Source organism: Maribellus sediminis (assembly GCF_011799805.1).
Classification (GTDB): domain Bacteria; phylum Bacteroidota; class Bacteroidia; order Bacteroidales; family Prolixibacteraceae; genus Draconibacterium; species Draconibacterium sediminis_A.
In genome coordinates, this window is the sequence record NZ_WXUB01000001.1 from 409,496 (window position 1) to 428,834 (window position 19,339).

Sequence of the window (19,339 nt, forward strand, 5' to 3'; positions counted from 1 at the left end):
GGCAGATCGTCCTGCCCGGCAGGGCGGGGTACTCTACCCGCAGGGTTGACATTTTGTATGCCCGGGACGGGTCACAAGGTCGCAGGGTTGACATTTTGTAAGCCCGGGACGGGTCATAAGGTGACAGGAAGCGTTCACAGATTGACAGGACGGATTAAAGAGCATTCTGAAGTGGTATTCGTGTGTGGGCTCTCCCCTTCAGGGGCCGGGGGTAGCAAAGGAGCAGGAAGAATGAATGATGAATATCGATTAACGATTGAAGATTTTAGAAGTAAGCTGACGAACGAAATTCGAATTGGAAGAATAGATACAACTGAAACAGTAAACAAGCTCTGGGCTCACAGCTCTGGGCTCACAGCTCTCCTCCCCACACCCTTTTCTTCCCTAAAGGGAGCCGGGATAGTGCGTTCGATCTCCTCCGCCAGCTGGCGGATTGGGGGTAGCAAAGGAGCAGGAAGAAGGAATGAAGAATATCGATTAACGAACACTTCCGTTCGTAAGAATTTCTTTCCCCTCCTTGACAGGAGGGGGTGTGAAGGATCGAGTGATGGCAGGGGTGGTAGATTAAAAGATATAACCGAAACAGCAAACAAGCTTGAAGCTAATAATATCCAGTTTCCAATATCCAATATCCAATATCCAATAAGGAATAAGAAACAGGAAATAAAAAGTAAAACTGAAATAACAAACAAGCTCGTGGCCCGAAGCTCGCGGCTCGTGGCTCAAAATATTAATTCATTTTCCCCGCAAAACGGGAAAAGGACAGTAGCTAATAAAATAAAACAATCGAGTGCCTATGAAACATGACTAATGACTAAAACCTTTTCGGATCCGTCAGCTGACGGACCGTAAAGTTGGTTCTGTACGGGGTGCTAACAACCCCCGGGGGCGATCGGGAACAGTGGTATTTTTTCTCTACAACAACAACACGTCTTTTTTGACGATACAACATACCACGTTCCCGGAAGCCGGACCATTCGAAAGAATGCCGATGGACAAGGAAAAAGCTTTTGTAAGCTAAGCAAACAAAAAGCTTATTGAGTTGCCAATCGGTATCAGGCTTCAAATCCATCCGTCGGCTGACGGATGGAATTTGACAGAGATAACAACAACAAAAGCGCTAAGCAGTTCGAAACTGCTAAGCGCATAACAAGAAATAGAAAATGATGTCGCTAGTGGAAGAAAAAAGATGATAGTTCAGATGCAGGAGTGTAGTTTTATTGACTCACCCTGATTTCGACTACGTCTCAATCGTCCCTCTCTACGCGTAGAGAGGGAGAAGAGGGAGAGTCAGAATAAGACCGATATCGATAACAAGAAATAAAATAAAAGAAAAACGAATGTTGAACAAAGGATTACATAGCGAAGGAGTTCAGAGTTCAGAGTTCAAAGTTCAGAGTAATGAAACGAACTTGACTTCAGCTTCTGGAATGCCACGTCATCCTGAACTTGATTCAGGATCTCATGCTCGTGGCTCACAGCTCGAGACTCGTAGCTATTCTTTAAATCCACAAAAACCATTTGCCTATGAAACATGCCTAACAAAAAAAGCGGTACAGTTCATATCATCGCCGACTCAACTTTCTTCAAATCTTCCGTCAGCTGACGGAGGAGATCCCGGGTATCCGGGAGAGGGGGGAGTATCTTCTGCGAATTATGATATAGTGTACCATATAAACAACCTCATTGACCCGACCCTATTGGATCTGCGTTTACCCTTACCAACACAAACTGAGAGAAGTAATACCGATTTAACAACAAAATGTCGCATTCTGTCACTACGTTCAGACTGCTCCTTTGTTGTAGCATCGGCATTAACCATTGTAAACTCCGAAATTGCCCCTGGCATTTCAGAGAACAATGGATTTAACATTAACAAAAACCGGATTGACAAACAACCTTACCGTAATGTCGATCCACAAACAAAAACGAAAAAGTTCTGTGATTTTAACTCAGAAATGATACTTGATGAAAGCGAGAATTCCTTATTCGTGCCTGGTTCGCCACGAGCACGAATTTCTCCCCCCTGTAAAGGGGGAGCGTCCCTGACCGAAGCGTCAGGAAGAGGGGGGTTGAGTGTATTCCTGTAGAAATTCCGGGAAGAATAAACAGAACCGTATTAACTTAAAAATTAATATTATGAAAAAGCAATTTTTAATTTTAATCTTGTTCGTAGCGGCTATTGTCGCCGGAACATCAAAATCCTATGGGCAGACTGATACTGTACAATTAGGTCAGTATATTACTTCAACAATGGAAATTATTCCGCTTACCTGTGTGGATAGTTCAGAGCCACTTCACCCTATTGCCGGTGAGACTTACACGTATAAATTGATAGATACTGGTTTACAAGCAGTGGACCAATGGACATGGTGGGCAACTAAGGATACATCCTTCATTGATGCCTGGGGACTTAATATGACTGATTCATTAGGCATTAGTGGAACCGAATTACTTTATCACAGTTCCAACTATGGTTCAGCTAATAGTGCCGATAGTGTTGTGATTCAATGGTCAGCTGCTATTTTATCTGCAACCGAGTATCAGGCTGATGCTACGGGGTGGCAGACAGCATCCTCTACAAATCCAACACCTACATTCGTAGTCGGATTTGGGACAGGTGAATTTTGCTCGAACAACATCCAGGTTTATGAAATCGATCCAAAACCAAACTTTACCATTGATATTGCAAATATTGATGCAAGTGGAGTTACATTGGCTTGGGATGTGAATGATTCATCTTGTGTTTCACCGGTTTACAGTGCAACATACAATACCAGCGCTAACGCTTTGGAAATGAATTATGGTTGGGATACGCTGTATTTCGAAATCAGTGCTGCCAACTTCAATACAAATTTCATGACCTACTTCTCATTGATGAGCGGATTGGAGGATAACCAGACAGCGGAAATGGATTTATACAGAAGCTTAGCAGATGCTGAAGCAGGTACAGATTCTATATGGGGATGGAGCTGGGACAATACGGATGTTCTAGGTGACAGTATATTGGTTCCGGATACATTCTATGCTGGAGACCCAGCGGATATTACTGATGGTGTTTCAGTATTCTTGCGCGCGATTATTGCCAATAATCAATACGAATCATTAGCATATAATCCATTTACGATTGCAGTTGATGCCCGTGATGGTAATAACCAGGGAATTTGGGATATGGAAGATGACGATTGCGGAACTTCAGCTTTAGATGAGTTCGATCAGATCGACCAGGCAACTCATGTTATTACTCCACGTCCGAGAATCGATCATGGTACACAGGATAGAGGAGCTCCGGATCCAACTACGATTATACCAAAAGGTGGTGGCGCAGTTTTCCATAATCCTGACTACCCTGAATGGTAGAATTGTATGAAACTTGCTTTTTCATAACCTAAGATATTCAACAAGGTTTGTTCTGTTCCACTGGTGCTTTGGCACCGGTGGGGCGGGCAGCCGGGTTGGAAGGAGCAAATGCTTAAATGCAGAAATGCTTTAATGCGTGAATGGTTATGAAGAAGTGATATACAAGGCAAAATAGAAGTTATGGGTTTAGGATTTGTAGTTAAGCTCATCCCCCTGAATCCCCCCTGTCTACCGAACAGGCAGGCTTCGAAGGGGGAAGCGCGACGAAGGAGCGCAGGGGATGAAATTGAGGAAACCTGCCAGTAGCTTTGACTTGTAGCTCTGATGGAATTCCGGAGGCAAACGTGTTGAGGGCAGTGAAGCTGTCCGAAATCCTGATCCGTCAATTGACGGACGTCAGTGCCAAACGGAAATACGAAAAATAAAGCTTTGAGGTCCTTTGTGACTCCTTAGTGCTCTTTGTGTCCCGACTCGTCGGATGTTACACAAAGTGCCACAAAGCAAAAACGAAGAACCACTAAGATTTAAATTTAAAATATGGAAAAATGTGAACGATAGATATCGCAACATCTGGAAAGGCAATGCCCCGCCAATGGCGAGACTATTGCTAAATATGCGCGACGGGCCTCGTGGCCGTGAACCTGCAATCGGGTTTACCCGGCTTGCTACGGCCGACGGGGTTCCTGTCACGCTGAAAAATAATTCCTTTGTGAATCTCTGTGTGCACGCTGTGTACTCTGTGGTAAAAATCCGTCAGCTAACGGAAAACCACGAAGAATTACACAGAAGCCACAGAGAATTCAGAGGGTTATTAAACAGAGGTAGACCGCGCGCACTGCATCCCGAGTGCTCGGGACTTGCAGGAGGTTTATGCTTTTGTTTAAAGGATGTTGTGTATGGAAATTGATTCACAAAGATTAATTGAAAAAGTCGCAGAGTTGCACGGAGAAGACAGACAAACTTAAAAATAGAAGTCCACAGCATGCCTGGATTTCCCCTTTAGGGGCCAGGCGTAGCGCAGGAGAGATTAACGATGTATGATTGCAGATTGAAGATGGCACAGGCTGAGGCACAGGCGAAGCAGAAAGTGAACAGCCACAGTATTCAGTCGCAGTTGACAGTCATACAATTTGGCAATGAAACAGTTTAGCAATTTTGCAATAAATAAGTATGAAGAAAATTTACATTTAAAAGTTTTACATTTTAACAGTGATACAATTTTGCAGTATCACTAAATGGAATGACAAATCAAAAGAAGAAATGGATAGCTTGAGGCTTGCAGCTAAAGAATGACTAAAAAGTCTACACATATCATCCGTTGGGTACCGGGATTGCTCCTGGCACTGCTTACCATGACCAATGCTTTGGCTCAGGTAGGAGATAAACCTGTGCCTGTAATTCCGCCGGTGACGCAGTGTGATACGATCGTAGTACAGGTTGAAGATTTTCCTGCTGACCGGTACACCTGGGATCTGTATAGCGATCCTGATGGTGATTTTGCTATCAACCAGGGCGATATGGAATCGGTTCTTTATTTTGAGAATGGTATGTACGAAGGCTTTAAAGTACGTATCATAGATCTCCCTACAGGAACGTACTTTTTAAGAGTTATGGCCTGGGACGAAATAGAATGTACCAATAACCTGATGGTGTTTAAGCTGGAGGTAGTTGAACCTCCACCGCCTATTGTTATTGGCGATTCGGTTTGTGTGGATGAAGTTGCTAAAGTTCATATAGTATTTACAGGTACCGGACCATGGCAGTTTACCTACACCTATGGCGATGGAGTTAACACTATAAATGGTATTGGAGAAAGTGAAATAGAAGATTATATGTTGGAAATCACAGAACCTTTACCTGTTGGAGTAACCTCTTTCTGGATTATGGAAGTAATTGATGGCTGTGGAATTGCGCGTGAATTTACAGGAGATGAACGACCGGGAACAGGAATCCTGATCTACCCGAAACCGGCGAAGCAACCGATTTATTTAAAGGAGGAATAGCGTATGGTGAACATAAGTTGTATTTTTAAACAAGGCAAAAGTGAAAAGGAACAAGTTGAGGAAGGTGAAACCGACTGAAATCCCGATCGAAGCATCGGGAGCAAAAGGATGGATGACGGAAGCCGGAAGAAGGCTGAAGAAGTGTTCAGTGTTCAGTTCAACACGAACCAGTGACTAATGACCGATGATTGGTGACAAAAGAATGATGAATGATTGCTATTGTAGTTATGAGAATAGATACAAGAAATAAAGATTGCTTCTCCCGAGTCTTCGGGATCGCAATGACAGGTTGTTGTGGGATCATTGCTCGCTTCGCTCGCGCGACCGCAGGGAGCTCTTTCTCTATACTGAACTGTCATTCCGAGGAGGTACAGCTTGTCCCGATTATTCGGGAACGAAGGAATCTTTTATTGACTGGTTGACACTTTTACAATTTAGCAATGAAACAGTTTTGCAATTTATATGAAAGACATACATTAAATAAAAGATAAACAAGCTCGCGGCTCGTGGCTCGCAGCTTCAAGCTGGATTAACGAATGATGATTAACGATTTAAGATTTAAGATTGAAAAGGCACAGGCGAAGGCTGAGGCGAAGACAGCCCTGAAGGGGCGACAAGTAATAGCGCAGGGCAACGCCCTGTGGTAGAAAGCCCACCGTCATCCCGCGCTCCACGTTCCGGCGTTGAGTAAAGACCGATGGCAGCATGGAGCAAGAATTAGAAAGATTAGAGAAAGAATAACGAATATTGATTAACGACTGCAAAATGAAGAAGGCAAAGCCAAAGGCGAAGAAGAAAGTGATCAGTGTTCAGTCGCAGTTAACAGTTTGACAATAGAACAGTTTTACAATTTATATGAAAGACAAACATTAAGTAGAATAAAAAGAAGCTCACAGCTCGTAACTCGCGGCTCAAACAAAATATGAAAAAATTGATGTACATAGTATTCTTCCTGCTGATGGCGGCAAATCTGCTCGCCCAGGAGACCTATGTCATCGATTCAGTATGTGTGGGAGCCGAACGTACCTATCGCAGGGATGGCGGAGCCGGTTATACCTACGATTGGGAAATTATAGATTTACAAGGAGGAGATACCATTTATGTTACGGGCAATGATTTTATTGAAGTAAATGGCTCGGATACGACCTGGGGTAACGAAATTGAATACCTCTGGGATGCTGAAGGAGAATTTGATATTGTAGTTCAGGTTTTCAGTGAACACCGCTGTGATACGATTGAACAGGGCATTGTGAAGGTATTTGAGGAACCTTTTGTTGATGCCGGGCCTGACAGCATCCTCTGCGATGAAATAATAGAAATGACACTTGCGGGAGATACTGCCTGGAATTACAGCGCGCTCTACTGGGAAACACTTGGCGATGGAACCTTCACAGGAGATGCAGGATTGCATCCGACCTACCGGTTTGGAGCCACGGATATTGCAAACGGAGAGGTATCCCTGGTTTTAAAAGCTGACGGTTTTGCCTTAAACAATACCTGTGAACCGGCTTACGACACCGTAACCTATTACTTTAGCACACCTGAACTGACTTCCGACTGGCATGACCCGTACTGTTACAACGACAGCTCCGGTTGGATAAAAGTGAGTGTCAGCGGTGGCTTGCAACCGTTTGATTACTACTGGGAAGGTCCACCGGGGTTTGTTAGCTCGAATACCGACAGTATTGGCGGCCTGTGGGCCGGAACCTATTATGTAACGGTAACCGACCGCAACTTCTGTACCGATATCGATACGATCGTGCTTTTCAATCCTCCGGAATTGCTGCTTTCAATTGACAGTGTCAGAGATGTGAGCTGTTACGGCTATTCCGATGGATTTATTTGGGCCTCAGCCACAGGAGGAACCGGCGAACTTTCATTTAACTGGGAAGGACCTGACGGATATGTAGCTGGCGAAGATTCGATAAGTGATCTTAGGGCCGGAATTTATGTACTTACCGTTTGGGATGAATACGGCTGTACGCTGATTGATACCGTAACAGTTGAAGAACCGGATCCATTGATTGCCGTGATCGACAGCTTTATGAATGTGCAGTGTTACGGTTTCAACAATGGCTATGCCCATGTTGAAGTGACCGCCGGAACAGGGCCGTATACTTACTCGTGGAACAGCGATCCTGCGCAGGATTCAACCTGGGCGACCGACCTCGGCCCGGGATGGTATACCGCCACCATTACCGACCTGAACGGTTGTATGGCCTGGGATTCGGTTTACATTGATGAACCGGAACTGCTTGTGGTAACAGGCGACAGCATCGATGCACGTTGTGACGGCGGTAAGCCCGGCGAAATTCACCTCCAGGTTAGCGGTGGAAACCGACTGGCCAATGCACCTTTCTATTATTTTGAATGGTATAACGAAGCCGACAGCTTAATTGCTACCACTCAGGATATTTACGGGCTTGCCGGTGACCAGTATTATACGGTTTATGTTTCCGATTCATTGGGATGTAACGATTCACTGAGCATTTATGTAAACGAAATCCCGATGATGGAGATGGTTTACAAAGTGGATACAGCGCGTTGTTACGGAGATTTGTGGAATGTCGCCATTGACGTGAGTCTCGGAAGGCCTCCATATATTTATGAATGGATCGACACTGCAGGAACAGTATTCGCGACAACAGATTCAGTGACGGTTCCGGCCGGATTTTATACAGTGAATGTGATCGATCAGGATTCCTGTGTGCTGACCGAACTGTTCAACCTGGTTGAACCTCCGTTGGTTAAAGTGGACATTTCGGGCGATTCCATTTTGTGTTATGGCGACGAACTGATGCTGCACGGTAATCCACAGGGAGGAACGGGCGTCCTTGCTCAAAGCTGGACCGGTAACGGTTCCTATTATCTGAATTTTACGGATAGAGCTAATGTAAACTTTGCCTATCAACCACCCGCTGGTGCTTATGACTTTATATACACCATAGTTGATGAAGTGGGTTGTGATGCTACCGATACCTTCCTGGTTAATATCTATCCGCCAAGTTATTTCAACGATACTTTGGAGGTTTGTGCTTTCTCAGAACCATTCCAGTACAATGAACATATAACGATTACCAGTGATGCCGACCGTATATACCGGGATACCATTTTCGGAGGAAGTCAATACGGCTGCGACTCGCTGATAACAGTGGACGTAAAAGTGCTCTTCCCCGAATATTACGATACCACAATATATGTTTGCGAGAACGTAGCACCCTACCAACCCTACGGAAACATTACCATTTATCCCGACCGCGATAGTATTTACTTAGATACATTATCCTATGTGGGAACGGACTGTGACTCCTTGTTGATTACGATCAATGTCTTCACCAAGCCACTCACTTACAGCGAACACGATTCAACGCTTTGTGCGGGTGCCGACGAATTCCAATGGAATAACCGCTGGATCCAAACGGATTCAAGCCAGGTATATCTTGATACTCTTTTGGGAGCGAATCAGTTTGAATGTGACTCGATACTGACCTATATTGTAACGATCAATCCGCCCGATACGACATATCTTTTTGACACGATTTGTGAGGGATCAGATCCTTATGTTTGGATTGAAACCAGTACAGATACAATAATCGTTCAAACAGCTTACGACAGCATTTATGAGGCTGCACTTCCCAATCAATTTGGTTGCGATTCGATTGTGATACTGGATGTCCACCTGCTGCCAACAACAGATACCGTAATCGATACCATGCTGTGTTACAACGAGACTGATTTCTATGCCTGGAACCACCGGGTTGTTTATATGCAGCACGATAGCACTTATCTTGATACGCTGGTCAATCAGTGGGGTTGTGACTCACTGCTGACACTTAATGTGACGATCAGGTTCCCGGATACAACAAACATCGACACCACAATTTGTGAGGGCGAACCAATCTTTGCCTGGGGAGTAAATACCATCCACCAGGTGGATGCCTATACCGACAGCATTTATACCGACGTTCTTCAGAATCAGTTTGGTTGCGACTCCATTGTAAATCTTGATGTGAGGATACTTCGACCTGCTTATTTCGCTGATACGATCGATATCTGCGAAAGCGAACCTGCTTATTCGTGGTACAGTCACACGATACTGACCGACCGCGACAGCATTTATTACGATACGCTTTATTATGCACAAGGATGCGACTCGCTGCGTCTGCAGTTAGAGATTATTTCGCACCCGGTTTATGATATCCCATTCGATACAGTTCTTTGTGAAGGAAGCGATGGCTTTGTATGGAACAGTTACACTATTAATACCTTCGTTGATAGCCTCTACACTGATTCGCTGACTACGGTTTGGGGTTGCGATTCGATAGTAAGTCTGGATGTTAAAATAGTTCCGGCTTTCAAAGACACATTGCGTGAAGCTTTCTGTTTCGGAGAGCCAATAGCAGACTGGAACGGTCTGGTCATCTCCAATGAATCAGACGGCGTTTATCTTTATACTGTGCCCGGCCCCGGTGGTTGCGATACCCTGATCTTCTACGAAGTGACCATTAATCCGGTAACGGATACTGTTCTTGATACTGTGCTGTGTTATGGTTTGGATGACTTTATGTGGAATAACCGTTTGATCTCCGGCACTGTTGGTGGTTCTTATCTCGACACCCTGAAAAACAGCTATGGTTGCGATTCCCTGTTAACCTATAACGTAACCATTCTGCCTCCGGATACAGTTCGCATGGATACCATCCTTTGTGTAGGCACTCCGGAATATGACTGGAACGGTAATACCGTTTCAACCACTTTGGAAGATGTTTACGAAGCAACGTTGCAAACGGCTTTAGGCTGTGACTCAGTTGTAATTTTGACTGTGTCATTAATTGAAGGAACAACCACATATGATACCCTTTATGCCTGCGGAGAATATACCTGGATGGAAGGAACCGGAGAGACCTATTATGTATCTGATGATTATCTGCATACTTTAAATGCTGAAGCCGGATGTGCCGACAGTTTATGGCTGCACCTGGTGATCAGTAATCCGGTCATCATTGCTGATTCAGTAAATGTGCTTTGCTATGGCGACAGCACCGGATCAATTGATATTACTGTTACAGGAGGGGTTGAGCCATACACTTATTTATGGAGTAACGGAGCTACCACTCAAGATATCAGTGGACTGCCGGCCGGAACTTATACCGTAACCGTTACTGATGCATTATCTGATACGCTTCCTTGTTTTGCAACACTTGATATTACCATTGAAGAGCCTAAAGAATTGCTTCTTACACTGGATGCCGTAACAAATGTTGATGTTATGGGCGAATCGACGGGAAGCATTGAGGTTCTGGTTAGCGAAGGTACTCCGGATTATAGATTCCAGTGGACAAACGAAGCCGGTACCGTGGTTGACTCGGTTCAGAACCTGTATAACCAGCCCGCAGGAGATTATACATTAACTGTTTGGGATGCATACGACTGTCCGGCTACAATTTCCGCAACGATTACTGAACCTATTCCGCTGCAAAGATATATGGAGCCGGTTGATACTTCAATTTGTTATGAAGACCGCTACAATTTCCCTCTTCTGGATTCTCTGAAACAATATATTGCCTTACACCCTGACATTGATGTCTTCTCACTTGCGGGTCTCGATACCAGCACCTTTAGGCTTGATTCTGTAATAGTTGTAGGAAGCAGTTATTGTTACGAAGAAATACGTACCTACAGCATTATGGATTTTGATGGTGAAACCTTAAGCGCCACCCATCGGATTATTGTTGATGACCAGGAGGATCCGGTAATAAATTGTCCGGATGACTTCTCAGTTTCAGATGGAATTGTTCCTGATCATCTTGATTCTATCGGATTCCTGACTGCAGGTGGCTGGTTTAGTGATAACTGTGGCGTTGTACGTTTTGACTATGTCGGTCAGCAAAGTGATGGAAACTCTGATCCGGAGATAATATGGAGAACATATGAAGTTGAAGATTATTGCGGCAATATAAGTCAGTGTATTCAGGAGATTACCGTTTACACCACTGCCGATCTTGCACTCAACTGCGACGATCTGCCGGATGTTTATTATGATTGCAAAGATTTCAGACCAAACTATAGAAATATTGCAGACTTCGAAGCTGCCGGTGGTAAGTATTACAGTTCGGTGCCAATTGACACCTTCTTTTATAATGATAATGTGAAAGGCAGTTTCTGTCCGACTATTACCCGGACTTATACACTACGTAATGTTGCAGGACTGGAAGAAAAATGTACTCAGATATTTGAAGTACTCGATTCAGTGAAACCGACACTGATTCTTCCCGATAAACACATTTATTGTGATGAAACCTGGCCGACATATGCCACTTATTCCGAAGTAAACAGGTATCGGAACTCCCACGGAAATTTAGCTTCTGATAATTGTGGTAATGGATCGATAGATTATTTGACTTATGTAAGACAACGAGTGATAGGATCCTGTCCAACAGAGATACAAAGAACCTATCGCTTATATGATAAATGTGGAAATTTCAGGGAAACTGTTGAAAGTATATTTGTTTACGATACGATCCCACCTGTAGTAAACAACTTCCCGGATGAAATTACTGCCGATTGTGATATTCCAACACCATACACTTTAGCCGATTTAGATGTATTTGATGATTGTGTTCCTGCTGTTCAGATATCTTATCGCGATTCACTGGGTGATGTAAATGAATCGGGAGTCATGTACCGCATTTACACCTTCACCGATGGATGTAATCCTGTGGTGAAAGTTCAGAAGATTACTATTATTTTAACAGAAGTTCCCGAGTTTGACGCCATCGGCCCGATCTGTCAGTTTAACGAAGCTCCGGCATTACCAACTACTGATATTAATGGAATAACGGGATACTGGTTGCCTGATAGTATTAATACCGCAATTGCCGGAACTTCCGATTATATTTTCTATCCCGATTCAGGCCAGTGTGCAGGACCATTTAGCCTTGCAGTTGAGATCCGTCCGGCTATTGATGTGTATGAAGTGTTGCATGTTGACCAGGCATATAATCCCGATTCGGTTGGAGAAATTCGGATTGGTGTACTGGAGGGAACTGCTCCATTCGATTATTTATGGAGTAACGGAGGAACAACAAATTACATTGATAATCTGCCTGCGGGAACCTATACGGTTTATGTAAACGATGCTATCGGTTGTACAGATACTTTAACCATTGAAATTACTGCTGCAGAACCTGAACTGGCCTGTATCCCGGATACGACAATCGAATGTCCTGATCCGTTGCAATATCCGCCGGCTTCCACTATTGCTGAATTTATTGCCTATGGTGGCTCCTATAAACCGGACAGTCTGGTAGCAAGAGTGAGCAGCTTTGAAATGGCAGGCGATCGCGATTCATGTTTAAGCATCGATCGTTACTATGTGATTGAAAATATTTTCGGACGCAGTGACACCTGTGTGCAACATGTCGACTTCTATGATAATGTTCCACCTGTGATCATTGCTCCTGAAGGCGATACAGCTGAATGTTTGTCGACCGTAGTTCCGCGGATTGAAACATTTGCAGACTTCCTGGCGATGGATGGCGCAGATGCCTACGATCCGAATTGTGAGCTTGATCCTACCACATTCACGGTTCGTGATACAGCAATTCTCCTGGCACCTGGTCGCTCGCAAGTGATCTATTCCTACAGCATTGCCGATTTCTGCGGAAATATTGCACGCGATACCAGCTACTACATCAGTACCGATGACCAGGCACCGGAAGTATTCTGTGCCGATATTACGGTTTATCTGGATGAAAACGGCGAATATAAACTAAGTGTGCAGGATTCAATTGCTATGGTCGATAGCGTTTATGATAATTGCACTGCACCCGAAGACCTGGAAGTTCGTCTTTCATGGCGGGCAGTGACCTGTGAAGATGTGGAATCCGGACTTCAGGTTCGTATTGAAGTGTACGATGAAGCTGGTCTTTCTGATGCTTGTGTAGCTACTGTTACTGTGGTGGATACTGTACCTCCCGTAGCCCTTTGTAAACCGGATACCATTTATCTGGATGAAAATGGACAGGCAAGTATCACTGCCGATATGATCAATGATGGTTCGTATGATAATTGTACGGATGTAACACTGGAGCTTGACCGGTATAATTTTGATTGTGTTGATTTAGGAGACAATACGGTTACCTTAATCGTTACTGACGGATATGGATTAAAAGATAGTTGCCAGACTACGGTTACAGTATTGGATGCCATATCTCCTGAAATTAGCTGTATCGTTCGTGATACTGTTCGTTTGAGTGAAGAAGACGGTACTTATACTTTGACTTATGATATGGTAACTACTTCAGAGTGGGAGAATTGTGAAATTGTAAGCCGTGAACTGGATAGATACGTACTGAATTGCGACGATATAGAGGCAAGCCCGGTTACCATAACGGCAATCGCAACCGACCAAAGTGGTAATATTGGTTACTGTACAGCGGAATTTGTGGTATACGGAAATATTCCACCGGTAGCATTGCCAGATTACGATACCACCATTGTAGATGTGCCAATTTCGGTTTATGTAGTTGAGAACGACTACGACATAGGACTGAAAACCGATATACGAAATAGCACGCTTACTATCCTGACTCAACCTGGAAGCAATATTGGAACGGCAGAAGCGGATACTGTTAGCGGATTTATCAAGTTCACTCCGGCACCGGGATATGTTGGACGGGCTGTGATTCAATATAAAATTTGCGACGATGCTATTCCATGTAAGGAAGAATGTGCTGAAACTTACCTGTACATAATGGTTCTTCCGGCTAATAAGCCACCGCTTGCAGTAGATGATTACTTCGATGTGCCATGTATTAGTCTGTCAGGAGATGTATCGTTTACCGATTCCGATCCGGATGGCGATGAAATTGAGATCAATCCGGTTCCGCTTGTGTCGCCGGTTAACGGAACACTGGTGTTGTACAGTGATGGTCATTTCGAATACGAGCCATTTATCGACTTTACCGAAGGAGTTGACAGCTTCCAGTATGAAATTTGGGATAAACCTACATTTGGCGAAAGTCTGCGCGATACAGCCTGGGTATACATCACCCGTGTACCTGATAACGACTGTGACGGTGTAGCCGATGCAATTGATATCGACGATGACAACGACGGTATCCGTGATAACATTGAAAACGGAGGCTTCTGGCCGGAAGATCCGGGTGCGGAACTGATCGACTCCGATAACGATGGAATACCGAATTACCTGGATATTGATTCGGACAATGATGGAATTGTGGACAATATCGAAGGTCAGTGGGAAAATGGTGACGGATGGGCAAATTGGAATGAACCTGTGGGATGGCGCGACCAGAATAACAACGGCTGGGATGCTCATTACGACTGGGAAGAAGGTGCTGGTGGTATTCCGTTTGATATGGATTTGGCTGATACCGATGGAGACGGAGTTCCCGATTACCTTGATAGCGACTCGGATAACGACAATGTTCCCGACTACATTGAAGGACATGATGACAATGCCGATGGTATTGCCGATGTGATACGTATTTACAGCGATGTAGACCGCGATGGTTTGGATGATGCTTACGACTGGGTTGACGGTTGGGGAATACCTGACCTGATTGATAACGAAACAGGAAGCTCGGCTCCGCTTCAGGACTTCGATGGCGATGGTACACGCGACTGGCGTGATACCAACGACGAAGACGATGAGTACATGACCATCAACGAAGACATTAACGGTAACGGCGATTATAGTGATGATGACCTCGACCTCGACGGCCATCCGGAATACCTGGATACTGAACTTGAATGTGATCTCTTCATTCCTGAAGGATTCTCACCAAACGACGACGGTGTCCACGACTTCTTCCAGATCCTGTGTATCTACCCGCGTTACCCGGATGCGAAACTGATGATCTTTAACCGAAACGGTAACCTGCTCTGGGAAAAAGAACACTACGGAAACTACGATTACTGGGGATGGAACGATGCCTGGTGGTGGGGTACTTCCGATAATAAGCTCACTATTGGTAGGTCAGGAGGATTGCCGGCAGGTAACTACATTTACGTCCTCTTGTTGAACGACGGCCTTGGCGGCGTTCGTAATGGTACGGTTATGATCGCTTACTAAGGCAACTTACCCCAAATTATAAGGAATACATGTGACAATTGTCTTTACGAACTGCCTTTCAGCGGTGAGGTAATATTCCGTTTTGACAATACACTTCGGATTAATTTTGTTGTGATAAACCTACATTTTGTTAATTTATGGAACGAAGTTTGTATCTTGACTGCCAGAGTACTAAATAGCCGTCAGCATGTACAAAACACTTGTCCTCATTGTTTTTTTTCTTGGAAATATTTCGGTGGGTTTGGCTCAGGATTTAACATTTATTGAACACGAAAAGGCCATTCCTTTCGAGAAGGTATATTTGCAAACCGACCGCGAATTTTATTTTATGGGCGATACACTTTGGTTTGCCGCCTACCTTGTGAATGCCCAAAGTCATACACCCATCGCGGGGAAATGTAACCTTTATGTCGACCTGATAAATGCTGAAGGTGATTTTATTCGTCGCGAGCTGTTTATGCTTGATGATGGAACCTGTCCCGGCTATCTGAGTTTTTACGATAAAACGCTGGAAGAAGGCAATTACCTTCTGCGGGCTTATACCGACTACCTCAAACCTTTTGGCGATGATTTGTATTTTTCGAAGTCGATAAAACTGCTAAAGGTAAAGAACAGCTTCGGATTTAATGAGGAAGCGGAGAATACGACACCCAAAAAAATCGATCTTCAGTTTTTTCCTGAAGGAGGATTCCTGTTAAACGGGGTGATTAATCATGTTGCATTTATTGCCACCGACGAGAACGGAAGAGCTATTGATGTGAACGGCAGGGTGGTGGATAATACCGGAAAAGAACTCCTGCGGTTTGAAACAGCATACAAGGGGATGGGACGTTTTATTTTTATTCCCGAAACTACAAATACTTACTTCGTAGAGATCGATGGAGTTGGCGACCGCTTTGAACTGCCCGAAATAAGGAAAAAAGGGGCAAAACTTATGGCCGGTTTGCCAAACAGCGAATTTGTAAATGTGGTAGTGTTAACACCGCAATATATCGCTGATCAGAAATATTCGATTGCTGTTTTGCATCGTGGCGAAGGACTCGCAATACTTCAGCCCACCTCTGCATCACTTTCCAAAAGCATTAAAATAAGTAACGAATACCTTCGGCCGGGCATTAACAGGTTGGTGCTGCTCGATGAAAAAATGGAACCGGTTTCGGAGCGTCTGGTCTTCATGGATTTTAAGGATGAAATAAACGTCACAATAAAACTAAATGCCCAAGCACTGACAACACGCGATAAAGTAGATTTAAGACTGGAACTTCCGGATAACCTTGCTTCGGCAGAGACGGCAAAATTGTCGATGGTGGTGGTTAACGAAAATATTTTGAATGCTTCGGGGCCGTCGCAGAACATGAAGTCGTACCTGCTTGCAGATTCGGAGCTGAAAGGCAATATCGATGCACCGCTCGACTACTTTTCCGATGATGATAAGCTGAATTCGGGACAAAAACTCGATTTACTGATGCTAACACATGGCTGGCGAAACTACCTGTGGAATACCATTCGTACCGGCGACGTGGACTTTGAACCAAAAGCACAACAGGGAATTTCGTTTAGCGGGATGGTTAAAGCACCCAACAATAAAAAAGTTGTTGCAAACACCGAAGTGGTGTTCAGTTTAGGTGCCGGTAGCGAATCATACCTTATTTTCGGCAGCACCGATCTAAACGGTTATTATGCTTTCAACAATATCGTTTTTCACGATAGTGCATTGGTTTTAATACAGGGGAAAAACCGGCGCGACAAAACCAATACTACAACTGTTTTGGACGATCCCTGGTTTGCAGCGCCCGAATTGGGCAGGATTAGTGAAAAGAAGCTAAAGGATTTTCACGATATTCCTGTGTCTGCATTTCGGATGAAGTATTTAAATGAACTGGCACTGGAAGAATTCTATCCCGACAGGAATTCAAGGATGTTGGGGGAGATCAATATACTTGGACAGAAAAAGGAAGAACCGGAAGACGAACATTTTCGAATTTATGGTACGCCTGACTATTCGATTAAAGTTGATGAAAACAGTTATATGTACACTAACATTTTCCAGTTTCTGGTTGGCAGAGTGCCCGGAGTGCAGGTTGTTGGTGAGGAAATTAATATCAGGGGAGCAACATCCTTGTCGGGTGGCGATACAAATCCGCTGTTTGTGCTCGACGGGATTCCGACAGATAAGGACATGGTTGCCGATATTCCGATGGCTGATGTGGATAAAGTGGAAGTTCTTAAAGGAGCATCAGCAGCCATTTTTGGCATGCGCGGTGCCAATGGAGTGGTTATAATATTCACCAAGACAGGTGCTTCCTCCAATTATATTTCGCAGCCTATCCCCGGAACGGTTATAAAAAAGATAAAGGGATTTGCTCCTTATCGCGAATTTTATTCACCACAGTATACCGCTTCGAATATTAGTTCAGTAATCCCTGATTTCAGGACGACCTTGTATTGGAATCCCGAAATCCTGATGGATCAGCCGACAAAAAGCTTTTCCTTCTTTACCTGCGATAACTTATCGCATTATAAAGTTTTTGTGGAAGGCATTACTTCCGATGGCCGGATTTGTTTGGGTGAAGCCGATTTTGTGGTTGACCGGCGTCGCGAAAATTAATCAAGTGCCTGTTCAATATCAGCAATTAAATCGCCTGCATTTTCAATTCCAACCGACAAACGCATCATGGTGTTGCGGATATTTACCTTTGCTCTTTCAGCTTCCGAAAATTCGGCATAAATCGTCGAGTCAGGATGAATGATCAGCGATTTATTGTCGTTGAGGTTGGTAGCCCGTCGGATGATCTTTAGTTTATTCATAAAGCTGTAACAGGCTTCTTTCGATTCGAGGTCGAAACTCATGATTGTTCCGGGTACCCCTCCAAAATATTTTTGAGCCAGCTTGTAACCTTTATCCTGCGGAAGGCCCGGATAATCTACTCTTTTTACTTTTGGATGAGCCGATAAAAATTCACTAAGAACCATACAATTTTTGTAGCAGCGTTCAACCCTGATTTCGAGTATATCGAGCCCCTGAATTTGGTAGCGGGCAGTTTGCGGAGCCATACTTCCGCCGGTGTTCCGGTAGATGTTTTTTCTGATTTTTGCCAGGAAGGCATTTTTACCAAATTTTTCGGTGTAGCTTTTAACGTTCGGCTGGTTTGTCCAGTCGAAATTACCATGATCAACGATGGCTCCACCAAACGATGTAGCACCACCTGAAATGTATTTTGTTGTGGAAATGACCTCGATGTTCACGCCAAAATCGGCAGCCCTGAAAACATTTGGAGGCGTAATTGTACTGTCAGTAATAAGCAGTAGTTTGTGCTTCCGGGCAACTGAAGCCAGCAGCTCAATGTCGCTTACTTCAAGTTGCGGGTTGGTTACTGTTTCGAAATAAATGGCACGGGTATTACTATCGATCAGCGTTTCAATTTCATTTGCATCCCTTAAATCAGAAAAGCGGGTTTCGAGGCCAAATTCCGACAATGTTTGTTGAAACAGTGAGAGCGTGTGGCCAAAAAGCCGGTTGCCGGCAATAATGTTGTCGCCCGAACGTGTAATGGCGAGTATGGAATTGGATATGGCTGCCATGCCCGAACTCACCGCAATAACACCGTGACATTCGGTGAGCGCTTTTAATTTTTGTTCGAAATATTCAACGGTAGGGCTCGATGAGCGGGAATAAACATGTGCAATATATTCTCCCTTAAAATTGGCTTCTATTTGCTCTGCTGAATCAAATTCAAACGCTACTGCTTCGTAAAGTGGCATTTGTAATGCGTTGTGCGGATCTTCTTTTGGATAGGGTACATTAAGCGCTTTAGTAGTGAAACCGGTTTTTGACATCATTAAGTTTTTAGGAAAAACAATCGTAAAACATAAAAAG

Annotated in this window: 9 protein-coding genes; 8 read left to right on the plus strand and 1 reads right to left on the minus strand. The window is 44.2% G+C overall.

All coding sequences use genetic code 11. From position 1 onward, the window contains the following. Positions 1-231 precede the first annotated feature (231 nt). The 8 genes from HFD85_RS01530 to HFD85_RS01565 all read left to right on the plus strand — a co-directional run bounded on the left by HFD85_RS01530 (position 232) and on the right by HFD85_RS01565 (position 18,070). Entirely contained in the window at positions 232-807 is a 576-nt protein-coding gene (locus tag HFD85_RS01530; protein ID WP_167604840.1) for a hypothetical protein, read from the plus strand. Positions 808-1,340: 533 nt separating this feature from the next. Next, positions 1,341-2,090 carry a hypothetical protein gene (locus HFD85_RS01535; RefSeq protein WP_167604841.1) on the plus strand — a complete coding sequence of 250 codons (750 nt, stop codon included), beginning with the start codon at positions 1,341-1,343 and terminating at the stop codon, positions 2,088-2,090. 49 nt (positions 2,091-2,139) lie between these two features. Continuing rightward, on the plus strand, positions 2,140-3,360 hold the full coding sequence (locus HFD85_RS01540) for a hypothetical protein (RefSeq protein WP_167604842.1): 1,221 nt from the start codon (positions 2,140-2,142) through the stop codon (positions 3,358-3,360). A gap of 547 nt (positions 3,361-3,907) precedes the next feature. Beyond that, entirely contained in the window at positions 3,908-4,267 is a 360-nt protein-coding gene (locus HFD85_RS01545; RefSeq protein ID WP_167604843.1) for a hypothetical protein, read from the plus strand. 382 nt (positions 4,268-4,649) lie between these two features. Continuing rightward, the gene (locus tag HFD85_RS01550) at positions 4,650-5,363 is read left to right on the plus strand and encodes a hypothetical protein (protein ID WP_167604844.1); all 714 of its coding nucleotides are present in this window, start codon (positions 4,650-4,652) and stop codon (positions 5,361-5,363) included. Positions 5,364-5,403: 40 nt separating this feature from the next. Continuing rightward, positions 5,404-5,541 carry a hypothetical protein gene (locus HFD85_RS01555; protein ID WP_167604845.1) on the plus strand — a complete coding sequence of 46 codons (138 nt, stop codon included), beginning with the start codon at positions 5,404-5,406 and terminating at the stop codon, positions 5,539-5,541. A gap of 744 nt (positions 5,542-6,285) precedes the next feature. Further along, positions 6,286-15,462: a T9SS type B sorting domain-containing protein gene (locus HFD85_RS01560; protein ID WP_167604846.1), complete on the plus strand. Its 9,177-nt coding sequence runs from the start codon at positions 6,286-6,288 to the stop codon at positions 15,460-15,462. 187 nt (positions 15,463-15,649) lie between these two features. Next, a complete protein-coding gene (locus tag HFD85_RS01565) occupies positions 15,650-18,070 on the plus strand; it encodes a TonB-dependent receptor plug domain-containing protein (protein ID WP_167604847.1) in 2,421 nt (806 codons plus the stop codon). Here HFD85_RS01565 and HFD85_RS01570 read toward each other — a convergent pair. Then, positions 18,067-19,302, minus strand: coding sequence for a PLP-dependent transferase (locus HFD85_RS01570; RefSeq protein WP_167604848.1), 1,236 nt, complete (start codon positions 19,300-19,302; stop codon positions 18,067-18,069). The genes HFD85_RS01565 and HFD85_RS01570 overlap by 4 nt on opposite strands. Positions 19,303-19,339: the final 37 nt, after the last annotated feature.